Here is a 17,686-nt window from a genome sequence, read left to right as displayed (position 1 = left end):
GTCGGAGAGAGACGATGAGTCGAGAAATTTTGTTATTGGTAGATGCGTTAGCGCACGAAAAAAACGTGAGCAAGGAAATTGTATTTACTGCGTTGGAATTGGCTTTAGCATCAGCGACTAAAAAAAATCATGATGATAATGCCGACATTCGTGTTTCGATTAACCGCGATAACGGGGAGTATGAGACATTTAGAAGATGGCAGTATGTTGAATATGACTTGTTAGAAAATTCTGATTATCAGTTTGATGAGGAAGATGACCGCGCAAAAGGAAGACAAATAGGTGACTATTATGAGGAGCCTTTAGAGTCTATTTCTTTTGGTCGCATTGGTGCGCAAGCGGCTAAACAAGTGATTTTGCAGAAAGTACGTGAGGCAGAGCGCGAGCAAATTTTAGAAGATTTTTTGGCGCGTGATGAAACGTTGGTGACTGGTGTAATTAAGCGTATGGAAAAAGGTGATGCGCTAATTGAGGTTGGGCGTCTTGAGTGTCGATTACCAAGAGAATCGATGATTCCTAAAGAAAATCTGCGCGTTGGCGATAGAGTACGCGCAAACTTATCACGAATTGACAGGAGTGGTCGTGGTCCACAACTTATTTTATCGCGTACTTCACCAGAGTTTCTACAACGATTATTTGAGCTTGAAGTACCGGAGATTGAAGAAGGCTTATTAGAGATTCGTTCGGCGGCACGTGATCCAGGTTTGCGGTCAAAAATTGCGGTTAAAGCAAATGATCAGCGTTTAGATCCTGTTGGCACTTGTGTAGGCATGCGTGGATCACGCGTCCAAGCCGTAACGGCAGAGTTGGCTGGCGAGCGTGTCGATATTGTACTTTGGAGCATGGAGCCTGCACAGTTTGTCATTAATGCAATGGCGCCTGCTGAAGTGTCTAGTATTGTTGTGAACGAAGATACCCATAGCATGGATGTTGTGGTCGATGAAGAACAGTTGGCGCTGGCAATTGGTCGCAGTGGGCAGAATGTGCGGCTAGCTTCTGAATTGACGGGTTGGACGTTAAACATTCTGACGGAGGAAGAAGCGGCCCAGAAGAATCAAGACGAGTACGCAAGCGTTAGCCAATTATTCATGGAAAAATTAGATGTTGATGAAGAGGTGGCGGATATCCTAGTGCAAGAGGGTTTTAGTACATTAGAAGAGATTGCTTATGTACCGATGTCTGAAATGGCTGAAATTGAAGCGTTTGATGAAGATACCATTAATGAGCTGCGTTCACGCGCACGTGCAGCACTGTTAACCGAGGCGATTGCTAAGGAAGAAAAAGTGGAAGATCCTGCGGAAGCCTTGGTAAAAATGGAAGGCATGGATGATGAGATGGCTGCTTTGCTGGCGAAAAAAGACATTATGACGATGAATGATTTGGCGGAGTTGGCTGTTGATGAGTTGGTCGAGTTAAGCGGGATGGATGAAGAGCGCGCAAAAACGCTCATTATGACAGCGCGCGCACCTTGGTTTAAATAAGCTGTGGTCTAAGCTTAGCTTAATCAATCGATGGTGATAATTAATCATGACTTAAGTAAGTCATTTAAAGTAGTAAGAAAAAAGTAAAGAGACTGGAGCAGTACATGGCACAATCAACCGTTTTACAATTTGCTAAAGAGTTGGGATTACCAACGGCTTTACTATTAGAACAATTGAAGAGCGCAGGCGTAAATAAAACTGCAGTTGACGATCAATTAGACGAATCTGATAAAACAGCACTATTAAATTACCTACGCAAAGAGCATGGTGCGGCACAAGCACCTAAGAATAAAATCACACTTACACGCAAACAAAATACAGAAATTAAAAAAACGGATAGCGATGGTAGAGCCCGCACAATTCAGGTTGAAGTACGAAAAAAGCGTGTATTAGTTCGTAATGAAGAAATTGTTGAAGCGCCAAAACCGGCTGTTGAAGATGTGCCGCCTGTCATTGAGCCAGTTATAGAAGTGCAACCAGTGTTAGCGCCAGAGCCCGTTGTAGAAGAGCAAGCCCCAGAGCCTATTGCTGATGCAGTCAATACTGTCGATGTTGAACAACAAGACGATCCAGTCGTTAAACGTAAAAAGCAAGTGCTGACACCTGAGCAGATTGCCATTCGCGAGCAAGAAGCAGAGCGGCATGCAAAACTAATCGCATTCCAGCAAGAAGATTTGCGTAAAAAAGAGGATTTAATCAGACGTCGAGCTGAAGAAGAGAAAAAGCGTAAAGATGAAGCAGATGCGGCAGCGGCAGCAGCGGCCAAAGAAAAAGCGAAAAGCCTGAGTGAGGGTACATTACATAAGCCAGCAGTCAAAGATGGCATTAAAACAGTCAGTAAGGATGCGAAAAAAGGTAAAGGAAGTAATAAAGATTGGAATGATGAAGAGAATCGCAAGCGCGGATTAAAAACGCGTGGTGCCACACCAGTCGGCAATGGATGGCGATCACCTAAAGGCAAGAATAAAGGGCGCGGTAGAGAGGAAGAAGTGGAACACGCTTTTACCGCTCCAACAGAACCTGTTGTGCATGATGTGCTAGTACCAGAAACCATTTCTGTTTCTGATTTGGCAAAAAAAATGGCTATTAAAGCCAGTGAGTTAATTAAAACATTGATGGGCATGGGCATGATGGTGACCATCAACCAAGTGCTGGATCAAGAAACGGCTATTATTCTGGTTGAGGAGATGGGCCATACTGCGATTGCTGCTGCAGACAATGACCCAGAAACCTTCTTGGAAGAAACCGCACATGAATACGCTGTATTCGAGCCTCGCCCGCCAGTAGTGACTGTTATGGGCCATGTCGATCATGGTAAAACCTCATTACTAGACTATATTCGCGCCAGTAAAGTGGCTGGCGGTGAAGCAGGTGGTATTACACAGCATATTGGCGCTTATCATGTAGAGACCCCAAACGGCATGGTGACTTTTTTAGACACGCCGGGCCATGAAGCATTTACTGCCATGCGAGCTCGTGGCGCAAAAGCAACTGATGTTGTGATTTTGGTTGTTTCTGCAGATGACGGTGTCATGCCGCAAACGAGAGAGGCCATTCATCATGCGAAAGCGGGTAATGTGCCGTTGGTCGTTGCCATTAATAAAATTGACAAACCAGAAGCTGAACCTGAGCGAGTGAAAATGGAGTTGGTCGCTGAAGAGGTGGTGCCAGAAGATTTCGGTGGAGAGGTGATGTTCCGTAATGTTTCAGCTAAAACTGGTCAAGGTATTGATGATTTGTTAGAAGCGGTGTTATTGCAAGCTGAGATATTAGAACTAAAAGCCCCCAAAAATACACCAGCTAAGGGTTTGGTTGTTGAAGGTCGTTTAGATAAAGGTCGTGGTCCGGTGTCTACAATTCTTGTACAGTCAGGCACCTTAAGACGCGGTGATATGTTGTTGGCTGGTAGTACATATGGGCGCGTGCGCGCAATGTTGGACGAGACTGGCGCAGAAATTAAAGAAGCGGGCCCGTCTATTCCAGTTGAGGTGTTAGGATTGTCTGATGTGCCAGCTTCTGGCGAAGAAGTAATTGTGCTGAATGACGAGCGCAAGGCACGAGAAATTGCAATGTTCCGTCAAGGAAAATTCCGTGATGTCAAGTTTGCAAAACAACAAGCGGCAAAACTAGAAAACATGATGGGACAAATGTCTGATGGCGAAGTAAAAACATTAGGTTTGATAATTAAATCAGATGTCCAAGGTTCAAACGAGGCGCTAGAAAGTAGCTTACGTAAACTGGCTAACGAAGAGGTGCGTGTCAATATCATTCATACTGGTGTTGGTGCAATTAGTGAGTCGGACGTGAATTTGGCGGTGGCATCAAATGCATTGCTAATCGGCTTTAATGTTCGTGCAGATACTGGCGCTCGTAAGTTGATAGAAGTTAACGATGTTGATGTCCGCTACTACAATATTATTTACGAGGCAGTGGATGAAATTAAAGCTGCGCTTGGTGGCATGTTGCCGCCAGAGCAGCGTGAAAGTATCATTGGTAGTGTAGAAATTCGTGAAGTTTTCCGTATCTCCAAAATCGGTTCTGTTGCAGGCTGTTATGTAAGAGATGGTCGAATTACACGTGAATCAAAAGTGCGTGTATTGCGTGACAATGTCATTATTCACACTGGCGAATTAGATTCATTAAAACGCTTTAAAGATGATGTTAAAGAAGTAAAAAATAACTTCGAATGTGGCTTGTCATTAAAAGGTTATAACGACCTTGAAGTGGGTGATTTATTAGAAGTCTATGAAGTCTTAGAAATTGCACGTACTTTATAAGTTATTGGGAAATTAATTGGCAAAAGCATTTTCAAGATCCAGCCGAATCGCAGAGCAAATGCGCCGCGAATTGGCAGATTTGTTGCAATTTGAAGTAAAAGATCCGCGTGTTGGTATGGTAACGGTTACTGAAGTTGAAGTAACCGGTGATATGGAACATGCTAAGATTTTCTACAGTGCAGCACAAGGGACGCCAGAGTTGCAAGCAGGCTTAGTCCAATCAGCTGGTTTTTTGCGCTCGCAAATAGCCAAGCGTATGTTGTTGCGTAAAGTACCACAATTGCATTTTGAATATGATGCATCAGCCGATTATGGTATGAAAATGACCAAGTTAATTGATGAAGCATTAGCGGATAGCCCCAAAGACAGCCAAGAAGATTAAACCTTTGCAGTTCAAACGTATCAAAAGAAAAGTGAATGGTATTCTTTTGTTGGATAAGCCGCTCGGCTATTCTTCTAACCAAGCGTTACAAAAAATAAAATGGCTATTCCAAGCTGAAAAAGCAGGGCACACTGGGACGCTTGATCCCTTAGCAACAGGCCTGCTTCCGATTTGTTTGGGCGAGGCGACCAAGTTTGCACAACAGGTTACTGATGCCGATAAAACTTATATTGCGCACATAAAGTTAGGTGTTCAAACGACCACTGGCGATGCAGAAGGCGCAGTGATTGCAACAAAACCAATTAATATTAACGCGTTACAATTTGAAGAAGCTTGTCAGCAGTTTGTTGGAGAAATCAGTCAAGTTCCTCCTATGTATTCCGCATTAAAACACCAAGGTAAGGCGTTATATGAATATGCAAGGGCTGGAATTGAAATTGAACGTGTTGCACGACAAGTCATCATTAAGCAGGTAACAGTGAATGCTTTTTCAGGGAGCGAAGCTGAAATTGCTGTCACTTGTAGTAAAGGAACTTATATCCGCACGTTAGCAGAAGATATCGGCAAGATGCTGAATAATCACGCTCATTTGGTTGCGCTGCGTAGAGTGCAGACAGCAGGTTTTGTTATTGATAATGCGATAACAATACCAGCTGTTGAGGCGCTGGCACTTGAAGCGCGCGATATGCTTTTACTACCAGTGGATAATGCGCTTGCTGATTTGCCTAAAGTCATTATTACTGGTGATTCTGCTTTCTATTTTAAACAAGGGCAAGCAGTTTGGCAGCCGGGTAAAATGCCTCATGGTGACTTGCGTGTGTATGAAGAAGGCGGTCATTTTCTTGGTTTAGGTCAACGATTAGCAGATGGCAAAATTGCACCAAAACGATTAGTTAATTTATAGCATTCATTGTTTCGATATTGGTGATGTAATCACTCATGCCCGTCATGTATTTAAAAACAAATAAAAACATCAACTTAACGCTAAAAATGTTTGGTGTTTTTTGCATTAATGACTATAATGCACGACTCATGCAATTTGAGCATGTAAATTGAATGTAAACGCAGGTTGAGTAAATGGGTTGCTTAGCTATGATTACATTGACGCTAACTAAAGGATAAAAGATGGCAGTTACAGCGCAAGACACCGCAAAAATTATTAAAGAATATCAACGTGCTCCTAACGATACGGCAAGCCCAGAAGTGCAAGTGGCTTTGTTAACAAACCGTATAACTTACTTAACAGAGCATTTTAAAATAAACAAAAAAGACAATCACTCACGTCGCGGCTTGTTGGCATTAGTTAGTCAACGTCGTCGTTTGTTAGATTATTTAAAAAGTAAAGACGTTAGCCGCTACCAAGATTTAATTGGTAAATTAGGTTTGCGTAAATAATTTCTATAAATGCGATTTTCGCTTTTATAGTGATGTAGAAAGCCGATAGCATCAATCATGCGTCGGCTTTTTTTATTGTTTGATTGCTATTGGGTAGTGAATAGTAATCTGTAGAAAAAGGAAATGAAATGTTTAATAAAGTAACGAAAAGTATTCAGTATGGAGACCATACATTAACACTAGAAACAGGCGAGATTGCTCGCCAAGCGGACGCGTCTGTTGTTGTGAGTTATGGCGATACCGTGGTCATGGTTAACGTAACCAGTCGCCGTGAAGTAAAAGAAGGTCAAGATTTTTTTCCTTTAACAGTCGACTATATGGAAAAAACATATGCGGCAGGTAAGATTCCAGGTAGTTTTTTTAAGCGTGAAGGCCGCCCTTCAGAAAAAGAAACATTAACATCACGTTTAATTGATCGCCCAATGCGCCCATTATTTCCAGAGGCGTTTTACAACGAAGTGCAAGTGGTTGCGACAGTATTGTCTTCTGATCCTGAAATTGATGCAGATATTCCTGCGATTATCGGTGCTTCTGCAGCGATGTCATTATCAGGTATACCGTTTTATGGCCCATTAGGTGCGGCGCGTGTTGGTTATATTGATGGCGAGTACATCCTTAATCCAAGCAAAACGCAAATGGAAACCACTCAATTAGATTTAGTGGTGGCCGCAACAGAAACCGCTGTGATGATGGTCGAATCTGAAGCGAAAGAGCTATCAGAAGAGGTGATGTTGGGTTCTGTGACATTTGGTCATGAAGCGATGCAACCAGTGATTAAAATGATTAGTGAGTTGGCCGAAGAAGCAGGCAAAGATGCTTGGGATTGGACAGCGCCAGAGCCAAATGCTGCCATTATTGCAAAAGTAGCTGAAATTGCAGAAGCTGATGTGAATGCTGCTTTTCAAATTAAAGCAAAAGGTGAGCGTTCAGCTAAGCTTGAAGAAATTAAAAACCGCGTCATTGCTACCCTTATTACGGAAGAAACATCAACAACAGAAGCAAATGAAATTAAAGGAGAATTCTTTAATTTAGAAGCAAAAGTTGTTCGTAGTCAAATCTTAAACGGTGAGCCACGTATTGATGGCCGTGATACGCGCACAGTGCGCCCTATTAGCATCCGTACTGGCGTATTGCCACGTACCCATGGTTCAGCATTGTTTACCCGCGGTGAGACGCAGGCGCTCGTTGTGGCAACATTAGGTACGGGTCGTGATGAGCAAAAGGTTGATGCGTTGCAAGGTGAATATGCAGATAACTTTATGTTGCATTACAACTTCCCTCCCTATGCGACGGGCGAAACAGGCCGTGTAGGTACACCTAAACGTCGCGAAATTGGTCATGGTCGCTTAGCAAAACGTGCATTAGTGGGTGCCTTACCATCAAAAGAAGATTTTGATTACACCATGCGCGTGGTATCAGAGATTACTGAATCTAACGGTTCTAGCTCAATGGCTTCAGTTTGCGGCGGTTGTTTAGCATTGATGGATGCAGGTGTGCCAATGAAAGCACCTGTTGCAGGTATTGCAATGGGCTTGATTAAAGAAGGTAACCGCGTAGCGGTATTAACGGATATTTTAGGTGATGAAGATCATTTAGGTGATATGGATTTCAAAGTAGCTGGTTCATTAAACGGTATTACAGCCTTACAAATGGATATTAAAATTACTGGCATTACTGCCCAAATTATGCAGGCTGCTTTAGCGCAAGCTAAAGAGGGTCGTGAGCATATTTTAGGCATCATGGCTGATGCTATGGCGAATGCAAGTACAGAAATGTCTCAATTTGCGCCACGCATTATTACCTTGAAAATCAATCCTGACAAAATTCGTGACGTGATTGGTAAAGGCGGCGCTGTGATTCAAGCTATGACTAAAGAAACTAACACGAGTATTGATATTGATGAAGATGGTACGGTAAAAATTGCTTGTACTAGCGCAGAAGAAGGCGAGGAAGCAAAACGCCGTATCGAAGCAATTACTGCGGATGTGGAAGTTGGTCAAATTTATGAAGGTCCAGTTGTTAAGTTGCTAGACTTTGGTGCAGTGGTTTCATTGTTGCCAGGTAAAGATGGCTTAGTCCATATTTCACAAATTGCACATCAACGTGTGAATGCCGTGAGTGACTTTGTGAAAGAAGGCGATATTGTTAAAGTGAAGGTTGTTGAGATTGATGCAAAAGGTAAAGTGCGTTTAAGCATGAAGGCATTAATTGAAGAGCCTACTAAAGCAGAATCCGCTGACGAGTAAGCAGCGCAATAATAAAAAAGCCCGCTAAGCGGGCTTTTTTATTATGCGTATCTAGTGAAAAACGCACAAATTAAGTTATTTTATTTCGCGACTTGTTTTTCTCTCAACTCATCCAATGTTTTACAGTCGATACAAAGCGTTGCTGTTGGGCGTGCTTCCAAACGTTTTAAGCCAATTTCTACGCCACAACTTTCGCAATAGCCATACTCATTGGCATCAATATTACGCAAAGTACCTTCAATTTTCTTAATCAGTTTACGCTCGCGGTCCCGGTTACGTAATTCAAGTGCCATATCAGACTCTTGACTAGCGCGATCATTGGGGTCGGCGAAGGTAGATACCTCATCTTGCATATTATGCACTGTGCGATCAATATCATCATTCAGCTCAGCTTTCCAACGTTCTAAAATCTCGCGAAAATGTTTGAGTTGCTTTTTATTCATATACTCTTCATCAGGCTTTGCCTCATAAGGAGTGAAATTAATATTTGGTGTTGTTTTTGCCATGATGTGTCCGAAAAACTACTTAAAAAAACAGAATTGATAATAATTTAATCGCGCGAGTTTACACTTATTATTTATGATATGCAAAGCTTTAGCGTTGATACACTAGTTGCTGGCCTCATTAAGCTCTAGCGCAAGCAAGGTATTTTCCATTAGCGTTGCAACTGTCATCGGCCCAACGCCGCCCGGAACCGGGGTAATGTAGCTTGCACGGGCTTTGGCGCTGGCAAAGTCCACATCACCACAAAGTGAGCCATCTGCTAAGCGATTAATGCCAATATCAATCACAATAGCGCCTGATTTTATCCACTCGCCTTTGATTAAACCTGCTTTACCAGCCGCTGCAACGACTAAATCTGCTTTTCGTATTTGCCCCTCTAAATCTTTGGTATGACGGTGGCAACTGGTAATTGTGGCACCTGCTAGCATTAATTCTAAAGCCATTGGTCGGCCTACATGGTTAGAAACGCCTACAATGACCGCATCCAACCCCATAGGGTTAATGTTACATGCTGCTAGCATCTTCATCACACCAAACGGTGTGCAAGACCGCAGTCTAGGCTGACGTACAGCTAATCTGCCAATATTGTATGGATGAAACCCGTCAACATCTTTGTTAACATCAATGTGCTCAATAAGCAAATCTTCATCGATATGATCAGGTAATGGCGATTGAACCAAGATGCCATCTACGCTTTTATCATGATTAAGCTGTTTAATTAATGCTAATAATTCAGCTTGTGAGGTAGCGGCAGGCAAATCATGCGATAGAGAGGTAATCCCAACTTTTTCGCAAGCCAGACGCTTATTGCGAACATAGATAGTAGAAGCAGGGTCCGCACCAATTAAAACGACTGCCAGACAAGGTGCGCGTTTACCAGCGGCAGTGCGATCTGAAATGCGAGATTTAATGCTATCGAGTAATTTGGCTGAAATAACTTTGCCATCAATGATTTGCGCAGACATGAATGTGTTTTACAGAAATGTTGAAATAATTGCGCATTTTAGCATATTTGATTTGACCAATTGCGCATATTCCAGTATATTTCTGCCTCTTCGGCGTGTAGCGTAGCCTGGTAGCGCGCCTGCTTTGGGAGCAGGATGTCGGGAGTTCGAATCTCTCCACGCCGACCAGTTTTTTTGGTCATTGCCCGTAACAGCGATATATCGTCACGTGTAACTAAATCTGCCCGTAGCTCAACCGGATAGAGCACCAGCCTTCTAAGCTGGGGGTTACAGGTTCGATTCCTGTCGGGCAGGCCATTTTTAGTCTCTATGGTGGCTGTAGCTCAGCTGGTAGAGCCCTGGATTGTGATTCCAGTTGTCGTGGGTTCGAGCCCCATCAGCCACCCCATCCCTTGATTGCTTGCAAAATGTAGTTTTTTCCTCGCGCCGTTAAACGTTTTAGTGTATTTATTGCAAACATTTTTGCTACAGGTGCAGTGAGTGTAGCAGTGTCTTGCTTAAGATGCTTGGCAAAATAGAATTCGCTATGCTATTACCAGAGCAAATAATGATGCATTTGCTAAGCCAAACGGCATGTATGACATTGGGTTAACAGCGCTAGAACCAGACTTGAGAGTGTGTGCAACCATGAGTGCCATTGTATGCACGAACCGTATACATTTAATCAACAACGCAGCAGCTGTTGTGTTTTCACTTGGCGCAACAGGCGGTCAAGCCAGTGGAGGCGTGGATGAGCGTCAAAATTTAACCGCACCATTGAATACCACATTTATTAGCCATCCTATTACAACGGTTGCTTCAACGAATGGCGAATTTGATCACATCGTCACTTGGCTATCGCCTTATATGCTATATAACGCTATGATTGTGGCAGGACAATTACATTAAATGACCAGAACATTGTTTTAAAATCATGAATGATCATCAACTATTGCGCTATAGCCGCCATATTTTGCTACCGCAAGTAGAATATGCAGGACAAGAAAAACTCATCAACAGTCATGCCTTGATTATAGGTGCAGGGGGTTTAGGGTCGCCCGTTGCCTTATATCTGGCCGCTAGCGGCGTTGGTAGGTTAACTATTTGTGATTTTGATACGGTTGATTTAACCAATTTGCAGCGACAAATTATTCACACCACACAATCGGTTGGCATCAATAAAGCGCTATCAGCGCAGCAAACGATTGATGCGGTGAATCCCGAAGTGAGCGTAAAAACCGTTCAGCAAAAATCAACGCAAGCAGAAATGGATGCGTTGATTCATGCGGCGGATGTGGTGATTGATTGTTCTGATAATTTTGCGACACGCTATGCACTTAATCGACTTTGTTTTGCGCAAAAAAAGCCGTTGGTTTCAGGTGCGGCAGTCCGTTTTGAAGGTCAAATTACTGTATTTGATTTTAGAAACGAAACTAGTCCATGTTATCACTGTTTGTTCCCAGATACGGGCGATGAACAAGAACAGCGTTGCGCGGAAAATGGCGTATTTTCACCATTGGTTGGCATGATTGGCACAGCGCAGGCGGCGGAAGCGCTAAAATGTTTAATGGGAATTGGTCAAACTCTGCAAGGCCGTTTGATGCTGTTGGATGCGCTGAGAGCAGAGTGGCGCACCATCAAATTGAAACGCGACCCTGCTTGTACGGTTTGCGGTTAGTGGTTTATTTGCCGCCAATCAAGTTTCTAACTGCTCCGATTAAATCACCAGGCATCACTACAATTTTACTATTATCTGAACTTGACATTTTTTGCAGCGCTTGAATGTAGCGGTCGCCTAATAAAAAGTTAGCCGAGTCAATGTTTTCTTTTGCTGATGCGGTAATAAATTTAATGGATTCTGCAGAGGCTTTTGCACCCACCATTTGTGCTTCTGCATCTTTACGTGCCGCCTCTAAACGCGCCTCTGCATTTAAAATTAAGGCTTGCTTTGCCCCTTCAGCCTCTGTCACCACAGCCACACGTTCACGTTCTGCAGCTGCTTGTCTTTCCATAGCATTTTGCATGTTGGTAGATGGTTTAATATCTTGAATCTCGACCGATTTAACAGTAAGTCCCCAGTCCAACGCTTCATCTGCAACGGCATTTTTTAACTCGGCTTTAATGCGGTCGCGTGAAGTGAGCGCATGATTGAGTTCCATGCCACCAATAATCGAACGTAAATTGGTTTGCACCATATTACGCATTGCTTCACGGAAATTCTCAATACCATAGACTGCCCGCTCAATACTACTGACTTTAATAAAGGCAACAGCATTAGCTAAAATAACAGCGTTATCAGAGGTAATCACTTCTTGCTCAGGAATTTCTAGGATAATATCTTTAGTCGTTACTTTGTAGCTCACTTTACTCAATATCGGGTTGATCACATGTAACCCTGGTGCAATAACGCCTGCGAATTTGCCTAAGCGCTCAACGACCCACTCTTCGCCTTGTGGCACAATGCGCACGCCTTTTACAATGGCGATTATCACCAATAATATAATTACAATACTCAGTTCTGTCATGATGTTTTCCTGTTTAATTAAATGGGTTTAATTCTTAACGCATTGCCTTCAACGGCAATCACCTCTGCTTCAGTGTTTTCTGTAATATGTTCGTCGGCTACCGCTGTCCATTCGCGTGCCCCCATTAATCCTTGTGTAAAGCGTATTTTGCCATTTTGGTTTGGCCCACAAGGTGTCATTACAATACCAATTCTACCGATTTCCTCGCCCTGTGCTTGACCTACACGAGCGTGCGTGCCAGTGTTTTTGTAATGAAAGCGCCAAGCGCCAAGTGAGATAAGAGATAGTGCGGCAAATATTATATATTGCCCTGCTGAAGGCATTTCAGGAAAAAACCACATAACAATCGCCACGCAGATTGCAGCAATCCCAAACCATACAATATCAAAGGAGCCAATCGCCATTTCAACCGATAATAAAATGACGCCTAATACGGCCCAAGCCCAAACTGCATCGATCATAATCAACCCATTCAAATGGAAAAGTGATGAAGGCATCTTAGCACTATTTATGGTTAATATTAAGCATAGATAAGCGCAATAATGGGCGCTCAACATGGTTAAGCCTACTTGATTTGCAATCACTCATGGCATTAAGACATGGCGTTAAGACTTTGCGGCGCTTGTGGTAAAATCACGCGCTATGATTACTACGCCAAAAAATGATTTAACAAAAGCTTTCGACCCGTCGACTATTGAGCATAAATGGTATGCATTTTGGGAGAGCAAGGGCTATTACGCCGCCGGCCTCAACCCAGAAATAACAGAAAATTTTTGCATACTACTACCGCCACCTAATGTCACTGGTACGCTGCACATGGGACATGGCTTTAACCAAACCTTGATGGATGCACTCACCCGTTACCACCGCATGCGCGGCGATAATACCCTATGGCAACCAGGCACAGACCATGCTGGTATTGCCACGCAAATCGTTGTTGAACGCCAACTGGATGCGCAAGGTGTGTCTCGTCACGACTTAGGGCGTGAGAAATTTTTAGAAAAAGTATGGGAATGGAAAGAATACTCAGGCGGTACGATTACGCAACAAATGCGCCGTTTAGGCACTTCGCCAGATTGGTCACGCGAGCGCTTCACCATGGATGCGGGCTTAAACAAAGTTGTCACGGAAACCTTTGTGCGCCTCTATAACGAAGGCTTGATTTACCGTGGTAAGCGTTTGGTTAACTGGGATGTCAAACTTGGCACAGCTGTTTCCGATTTAGAAGTGGTACAAGAGGAAGAAGATGGCTCTATGTGGCACATCAATTATCCACTTGCTGATGGTGCAGGCCATTTAACGGTCGCCACTACTCGCCCAGAAACCATGTTAGGTGACGTGGCGGTAATGGTGCATCCCGAAGATGAACGTTATGCCCATTTGATTGGGAAAAACGTCACGCTACCATTATGCAATCGTGAAATTCCAATTATTGCCGACGATTATGTCGATAAAGCGTTTGGCACTGGTGTAGTAAAAGTGACGCCAGCGCATGATTTTAACGATTATGCGGTGGGGCAGCGTCATGGGTTGCCAATGATAGGCATTTTGAATTTACAAGGTTTTGTTAACGAGAATGCGCCTAAACCATATCAAGGATTAGAGCGTTTTGCTGCTCGCAAGCAGGTGGTGGTAGATTTGGAAGCGCAAGGTTTTTTAGTAAAAGTGGACAAACATAAACTTAAAGTACCACGTGGCGACCGCACCAATGTGGTGATTGAACCAATGTTGACCGACCAATGGTTTGTGGCCATGACTAAACCCGCGGCGGACGGCAAGAGCATTACCGAAAAAGCATTAGAAGTGGTGGCGAATGGCGAAATCAAGTTTTATCCAGAAAACTGGGTGAATACCTATAACCAATGGCTGAATAATATTCAAGATTGGTGTATTTCGCGTCAATTGTGGTGGGGACATCAAATCCCTGCTTGGTATGGTGTTGATGGCCAAGTTTATGTGGCGCATGATGAAGCACAAGCGAAAACATTGGCTGAGAAAGACGGTTATACAGGCAACTTAAAGCGCGATGATGATGTGCTCGATACTTGGTATTCATCTGCGCTTTGGCCTTTCTCTACGCTAGATTGGACAGGCGACGCAGCGATGGACGCGCAAAACCAAGCCTTACAACAATATTTACCATCTTCTGTGCTGGTGACAGGGTTTGATATTATCTTTTTCTGGGTGGCGCGCATGGTGATGATGACCAAACATATCACCGGCAAAATTCCGTTTAAGCATGTGTATGTACACGGTTTAATCCGCGATGCGGAAGGCCAAAAAATGTCTAAATCCAAGGGTAACGTGTTAGACCCGATTGATTTAATCGATGGCATTGGGCTAGACGAATTAATCAAAAAACGCACCACAGGATTGATGAACCCTAAAGATGCAGAAAAAATTGAAAAGCGTACGCGTAAAGAATTCCCAGAAGGGATTAATGCCTATGGTACGGATGCATTGCGCTTTACCTTTGCCGCATTAGCAAGCCCAGGCCGTGACATTAAATTTGATTTGCAACGTTGTGATGGCTATCGCAACTTCTGCAACAAATTGTGGAATGCAACCCGTTTTGTATTGATGAACACGGAAGGTCAAGATAATGGCTTAGAGGCGTGTGAAACAAAACCACAAGGCTATTTAAGCTTTAGCCAAGCTGACCGCTGGATAGTCTCTATTTTGCAAAAAACAGAAGCAGATGTGGAAAAAGCATTTGCTGACTATCGGTTTGACTTGGCTGCAAAATCCATTTATGAATATGTGTGGGATCAATATTGCGATTGGTATTTGGAAATTGCGAAAGTCCAAATACAAATTGGCAATGCGGCGGAACAGCGTGCTACACGCCGAACCTTATTGCGTGTATTAGAAACTATCTTGCGCTTGGCACATCCGATTATTCCATTTATCACCGAAGAAATTTGGCAAACCATCGGTCCAATGAGCGGCCGAACAGGCGATAGCATAATGCTAGAAGCTTACCCAACAACCCAGCCTAACAAGATAGATGAAAGTGCCGAGGCTTGGGTGGCGCAATTAAAAATGTGCGTCGATGCTTGCCGTAGTTTGCGCGGTGAAATGGGTATTTCGCCATCTAACAAGGTACCTTTAATTGCGGCTGGTGATGTTGCTATGTTGAATGGTTATGCAGCGTATTTAAAAGCGTTAGCTAAATTAGAAGAGGTGCAAGTGGTAGCGGAATTGCCAGAAGCAGATGCGCCAGTGATGCTAGCGGGAGACTTTAGGTTAATGCTGAAAGTGGAAATTGATGTTGCTGCGGAAAAAGAGCGCTTAGGCAAAGAGGTGGCGCGTTTACAAGCTGAAATAGCGAAAGCCAATGGCAAACTCAATAATGAAAACTTTGTAGCTCGCGCGCCAGCAGAAGTTGTAGCGCAAGAAAAATCACGTGTAGCGGAGTTTGCAGCAAATTTAGAAAAGCTAGAAATGCAGCTTGCTAAATTAGCATAATTATATAGTGGGAAAAGTGTCTATTTTGTAAAATATCAATTTTGTAAAGTATTGGCGTTAATCATGAGTGATAGTATGCATGACGAAAAGAAGATTCCATTACCTCTGGGTATGCTGGTATTAGAGTTTTTTGGCAGTGTTTTAATCGCATTGGGTATCGCCAAAAAATGGGGTGATATTGATGTATTACCTGCTATTACAAAATATGATCAATCAGGCTGGTTGTTGATTGGTTTAGGTGTTTTGCTCACGTTGCCTTTTTTGCTTTATATCATCGCTAAAGTACGCGAAAAGACATTGCAAAATAGCACGCACTAAAGCGCTGTTGTTTCAAATGACATTGCGCATCGCGTCTCCTAACGCCCTCTCATCAATACCGTGTTTTGCCTTGTCACGCATTCAATCAATTGGCATTTTTGCGGGCAATGACTGGACGTTTTTTTCTAAATTAGGCATCCAACCAAATTAAGTGGCATCGCGTTTTTTAATATAAAAACTAAACACATTTTCTGATTTATCTAATTGCAATAATTCATGACCTGTTTGTTTGCAAAATGCGGCGAAATCTTTCTCTGAGCCAGGATCCGTTGCCATAATTTTTAAGATTTGACTGCCGCTCATGTCGCTCAACCCTTTTTTGCAACGCAAAATAGGGAGCGGGCAGTTTAGGTTGCGTGCGTCCACTTCTTTATCAAATTCCATCATGATTCACTCTATCGTTAACTTATAATTTCGGAGAAAGTGGGTAGCCAGCTTTTGCCCAAGCAACCACACCGCCAATTAGATTAATACCTTTAATGCCTTTTGATGCAACAAAATCTGCTGCATGGGCAGAACGTATGCCGCTATGACAATAGAAAACAACGGCATCTGCCTTTGACAGCTTTGTGTATTCTAATGGCAACAATGATAATTGAATATGCATTGCGCCTTCAATTATGCCATGCAACACCTCATCATTGTTTCGTACATCTACTAGCATAACATTTTGATTTGCCAATACGTGCGCCAGCTCAGATACATCAATTTCAGTGTAATTTTTCATCTTATATTCCTATTAATCGTTTATTGTACACATAAAAGGTTAAGTTAAACAGACAGTTAACACGCTTCATGACATTGTTTAGAATGAGAGCAGATATACAGCTTCAAGCGATGTAGGCAGTCATCGTCATGTCACTTAACAATGCGTGCGAATGGTTGCTGATTGTGCTGGCGGCAACGGACTAAAATGACAATTTGTTCAGCAGCGTCATGTTATAGCTGTGTGACAGTTAGCTATATATAGCCAAATTTAAAGACTGCTTTGGTTATTAATAGCCAATAGTGTTAATAAAATGTAAAAGAATCAATAACCTATTGAGGTTTTGTGCATGTTTAACCATAATGAGCGTGCAGAATTTTTTGTTTTTTATTAATGGAGATTGTAATGTTACGTTTATCTTTAGGTGCGGGTTTATTGGCACTTGCTTTAACTTCAAATAGCGCATTTGCTGACAGTGATCAGGGTGCATTTAAGGCGTTACCATACGATAGTTTAGGTAAATGCGTAGAGAAGGCGCTAGGCAAATATGATGGTGAAATTGTAAAGCTTGAATACAAAATGGAAGAAAAAACAGCAGTTTACGAGTTCGATATTCAAACAGCTGATGGTAAAGCTTGGGAAGTCGAGTGTGATGTGAAGACTGGCGCAATCACCGAGACAGAAGAAGAGGTAGCGGTAGATGACCCACGATTTGCATCACAAGCAAAGTTCTCAGAAGAGCAAGCTAGAGCCACTGCTTTAGCAGCTTACCCAGGCAGAGTGGTTGAGGTTGAATACGAGCTTGAGTCAGATGGAAAAGCCTCTTATGAAATCGATATTTTACAAAAAGACAACGATGAAGTGAAAGTGGAAGTAGATGCGACCACAGGTAAAATTGTTGAAGTGAGCTATGAAGGTTACCAAATTGGTGAAGAATAGT

The 17,686-nt window shown here is 42.9% G+C and carries 17 protein-coding genes and 3 tRNA genes; 14 read left to right on the top strand and 6 right to left on the bottom strand.

What is annotated here, in order from left to right:
- The first annotated feature begins 14 nt into the window (after nt 1–14).
- The 6 genes from nusA to pnp all read left to right on the top strand — a co-directional run bounded on the left by nusA (nt 15) and on the right by pnp (nt 8,281).
- Nucleotides 15–1,481 carry a transcription termination/antitermination protein NusA gene (gene nusA / locus KFB94_04825; protein ID QVL46416.1) on the top strand — a complete coding sequence of 489 codons (1,467 nt, stop codon included), beginning with the start codon at nt 15–17 and terminating at the stop codon, nt 1,479–1,481.
- A 104-nt stretch (nt 1,482–1,585) separates the two neighbouring features.
- Entirely contained in the window at nt 1,586–4,258 is a 2,673-nt protein-coding gene (gene infB, locus KFB94_04820) for a translation initiation factor IF-2 (GenBank protein QVL46415.1), read from the top strand.
- A gap of 16 nt (nt 4,259–4,274) precedes the next feature.
- Nucleotides 4,275–4,640, top strand: coding sequence for a 30S ribosome-binding factor RbfA (rbfA, locus tag KFB94_04815; GenBank protein QVL46414.1), 366 nt, complete (start codon nt 4,275–4,277; stop codon nt 4,638–4,640).
- 4 nt (nt 4,641–4,644) lie between these two features.
- The gene (gene truB, locus KFB94_04810) at nt 4,645–5,544 is read left to right on the top strand and encodes a tRNA pseudouridine(55) synthase TruB (GenBank protein ID QVL46413.1); all 900 of its coding nucleotides are present in this window, start codon (nt 4,645–4,647) and stop codon (nt 5,542–5,544) included.
- 221 nt (nt 5,545–5,765) lie between these two features.
- The gene (rpsO, locus tag KFB94_04805) at nt 5,766–6,035 is read left to right on the top strand and encodes a 30S ribosomal protein S15 (protein QVL46412.1); all 270 of its coding nucleotides are present in this window, start codon (nt 5,766–5,768) and stop codon (nt 6,033–6,035) included.
- 128 nt (nt 6,036–6,163) lie between these two features.
- The gene (pnp, locus tag KFB94_04800) at nt 6,164–8,281 is read left to right on the top strand and encodes a polyribonucleotide nucleotidyltransferase (protein QVL46411.1); all 2,118 of its coding nucleotides are present in this window, start codon (nt 6,164–6,166) and stop codon (nt 8,279–8,281) included.
- An 80-nt stretch (nt 8,282–8,361) separates the two neighbouring features.
- Here pnp and dksA read toward each other — a convergent pair whose 3' ends face one another.
- A complete protein-coding gene (gene dksA, locus KFB94_04795; protein QVL46410.1) occupies nt 8,362–8,787 on the bottom strand; it encodes an RNA polymerase-binding protein DksA in 426 nt (141 codons plus the stop codon).
- Nucleotides 8,788–8,889: 102 nt separating this feature from the next.
- Nucleotides 8,890–9,750 (bottom strand): bifunctional methylenetetrahydrofolate dehydrogenase/methenyltetrahydrofolate cyclohydrolase FolD, encoded by an 861-nt coding sequence (gene folD / locus KFB94_04790; GenBank protein QVL46409.1) that lies wholly within the window; start codon nt 9,748–9,750, stop codon nt 8,890–8,892.
- A gap of 91 nt (nt 9,751–9,841) precedes the next feature.
- On the opposite strand from folD, the gene KFB94_04785 reads away from it, so the two are divergent.
- From KFB94_04785 to KFB94_04765, 5 genes are all read left to right on the top strand, one after another.
- A tRNA-Pro gene (locus tag KFB94_04785) sits at nt 9,842–9,918 on the top strand.
- Nucleotides 9,919–9,970: 52 nt separating this feature from the next.
- Nucleotides 9,971–10,047, top strand: a tRNA-Arg gene (locus KFB94_04780).
- Nucleotides 10,048–10,062: 15 nt separating this feature from the next.
- Nucleotides 10,063–10,138: transfer RNA gene (locus KFB94_04775), tRNA-His, on the top strand.
- Nucleotides 10,139–10,323: 185 nt separating this feature from the next.
- Nucleotides 10,324–10,638, top strand: a complete 315-nt coding sequence (locus KFB94_04770) for a hypothetical protein (GenBank protein ID QVL46408.1) — start codon at nt 10,324–10,326, stop codon at nt 10,636–10,638.
- Nucleotides 10,639–10,663: 25 nt separating this feature from the next.
- Nucleotides 10,664–11,407, top strand: a complete 744-nt coding sequence (locus KFB94_04765; GenBank protein QVL46407.1) for a molybdopterin-synthase adenylyltransferase MoeB — start codon at nt 10,664–10,666, stop codon at nt 11,405–11,407.
- A gap of 4 nt (nt 11,408–11,411) precedes the next feature.
- Here the strand turns inward: KFB94_04765 and KFB94_04760 are convergent, their stop codons facing one another.
- Together KFB94_04760 and KFB94_04755 are read right to left on the bottom strand one after the other, a co-directional pair.
- On the bottom strand, nt 11,412–12,254 hold the full coding sequence (locus KFB94_04760; protein ID QVL46406.1) for an SPFH/Band 7/PHB domain protein: 843 nt from the start codon (nt 12,252–12,254) through the stop codon (nt 11,412–11,414).
- Nucleotides 12,255–12,271: 17 nt separating this feature from the next.
- Nucleotides 12,272–12,715 carry an NfeD family protein gene (locus KFB94_04755; protein QVL46405.1) on the bottom strand — a complete coding sequence of 148 codons (444 nt, stop codon included), beginning with the start codon at nt 12,713–12,715 and terminating at the stop codon, nt 12,272–12,274.
- Between the two features lie 181 nt (nt 12,716–12,896).
- Between KFB94_04755 and KFB94_04750 the strand changes: the two genes are divergently transcribed.
- Both KFB94_04750 and KFB94_04745 read left to right on the top strand, forming a co-directional pair.
- Complete coding sequence (locus tag KFB94_04750; GenBank protein ID QVL46404.1) at nt 12,897–15,722, top strand: valine--tRNA ligase; 2,826 nt, start codon at nt 12,897–12,899, stop codon at nt 15,720–15,722.
- A 63-nt stretch (nt 15,723–15,785) separates the two neighbouring features.
- Nucleotides 15,786–16,040: a hypothetical protein gene (locus KFB94_04745; protein QVL46403.1), complete on the top strand. Its 255-nt coding sequence runs from the start codon at nt 15,786–15,788 to the stop codon at nt 16,038–16,040.
- Nucleotides 16,041–16,187: 147 nt separating this feature from the next.
- On the opposite strand, the gene KFB94_04740 is transcribed toward KFB94_04745, so the two are convergent.
- Nucleotides 16,188–16,424 carry a sulfurtransferase TusA family protein gene (locus KFB94_04740; GenBank protein QVL46572.1) on the bottom strand — a complete coding sequence of 79 codons (237 nt, stop codon included), beginning with the start codon at nt 16,422–16,424 and terminating at the stop codon, nt 16,188–16,190.
- Between the two features lie 22 nt (nt 16,425–16,446).
- Nucleotides 16,447–16,767, bottom strand: coding sequence for a rhodanese-like domain-containing protein (locus KFB94_04735; GenBank protein QVL46402.1), 321 nt, complete (start codon nt 16,765–16,767; stop codon nt 16,447–16,449).
- Between the two features lie 384 nt (nt 16,768–17,151).
- Here KFB94_04735 and KFB94_04730 point away from each other — a divergent pair, with 384 nt between their 5' ends.
- Nucleotides 17,152–17,685 carry a PepSY domain-containing protein gene (locus KFB94_04730; GenBank protein QVL46401.1) on the top strand — a complete coding sequence of 178 codons (534 nt, stop codon included), beginning with the start codon at nt 17,152–17,154 and terminating at the stop codon, nt 17,683–17,685.
- Nucleotide 17,686: the final 1 nt, after the last annotated feature.

The organism is Methylophilaceae bacterium (assembly GCA_018398995.1).
Classification (GTDB): Bacteria; Pseudomonadota; Gammaproteobacteria; order Burkholderiales; family Methylophilaceae.
Note: the sequence above shows the minus strand (reverse complement) of the source record. Positions and strands in the feature narration are given on the sequence as shown.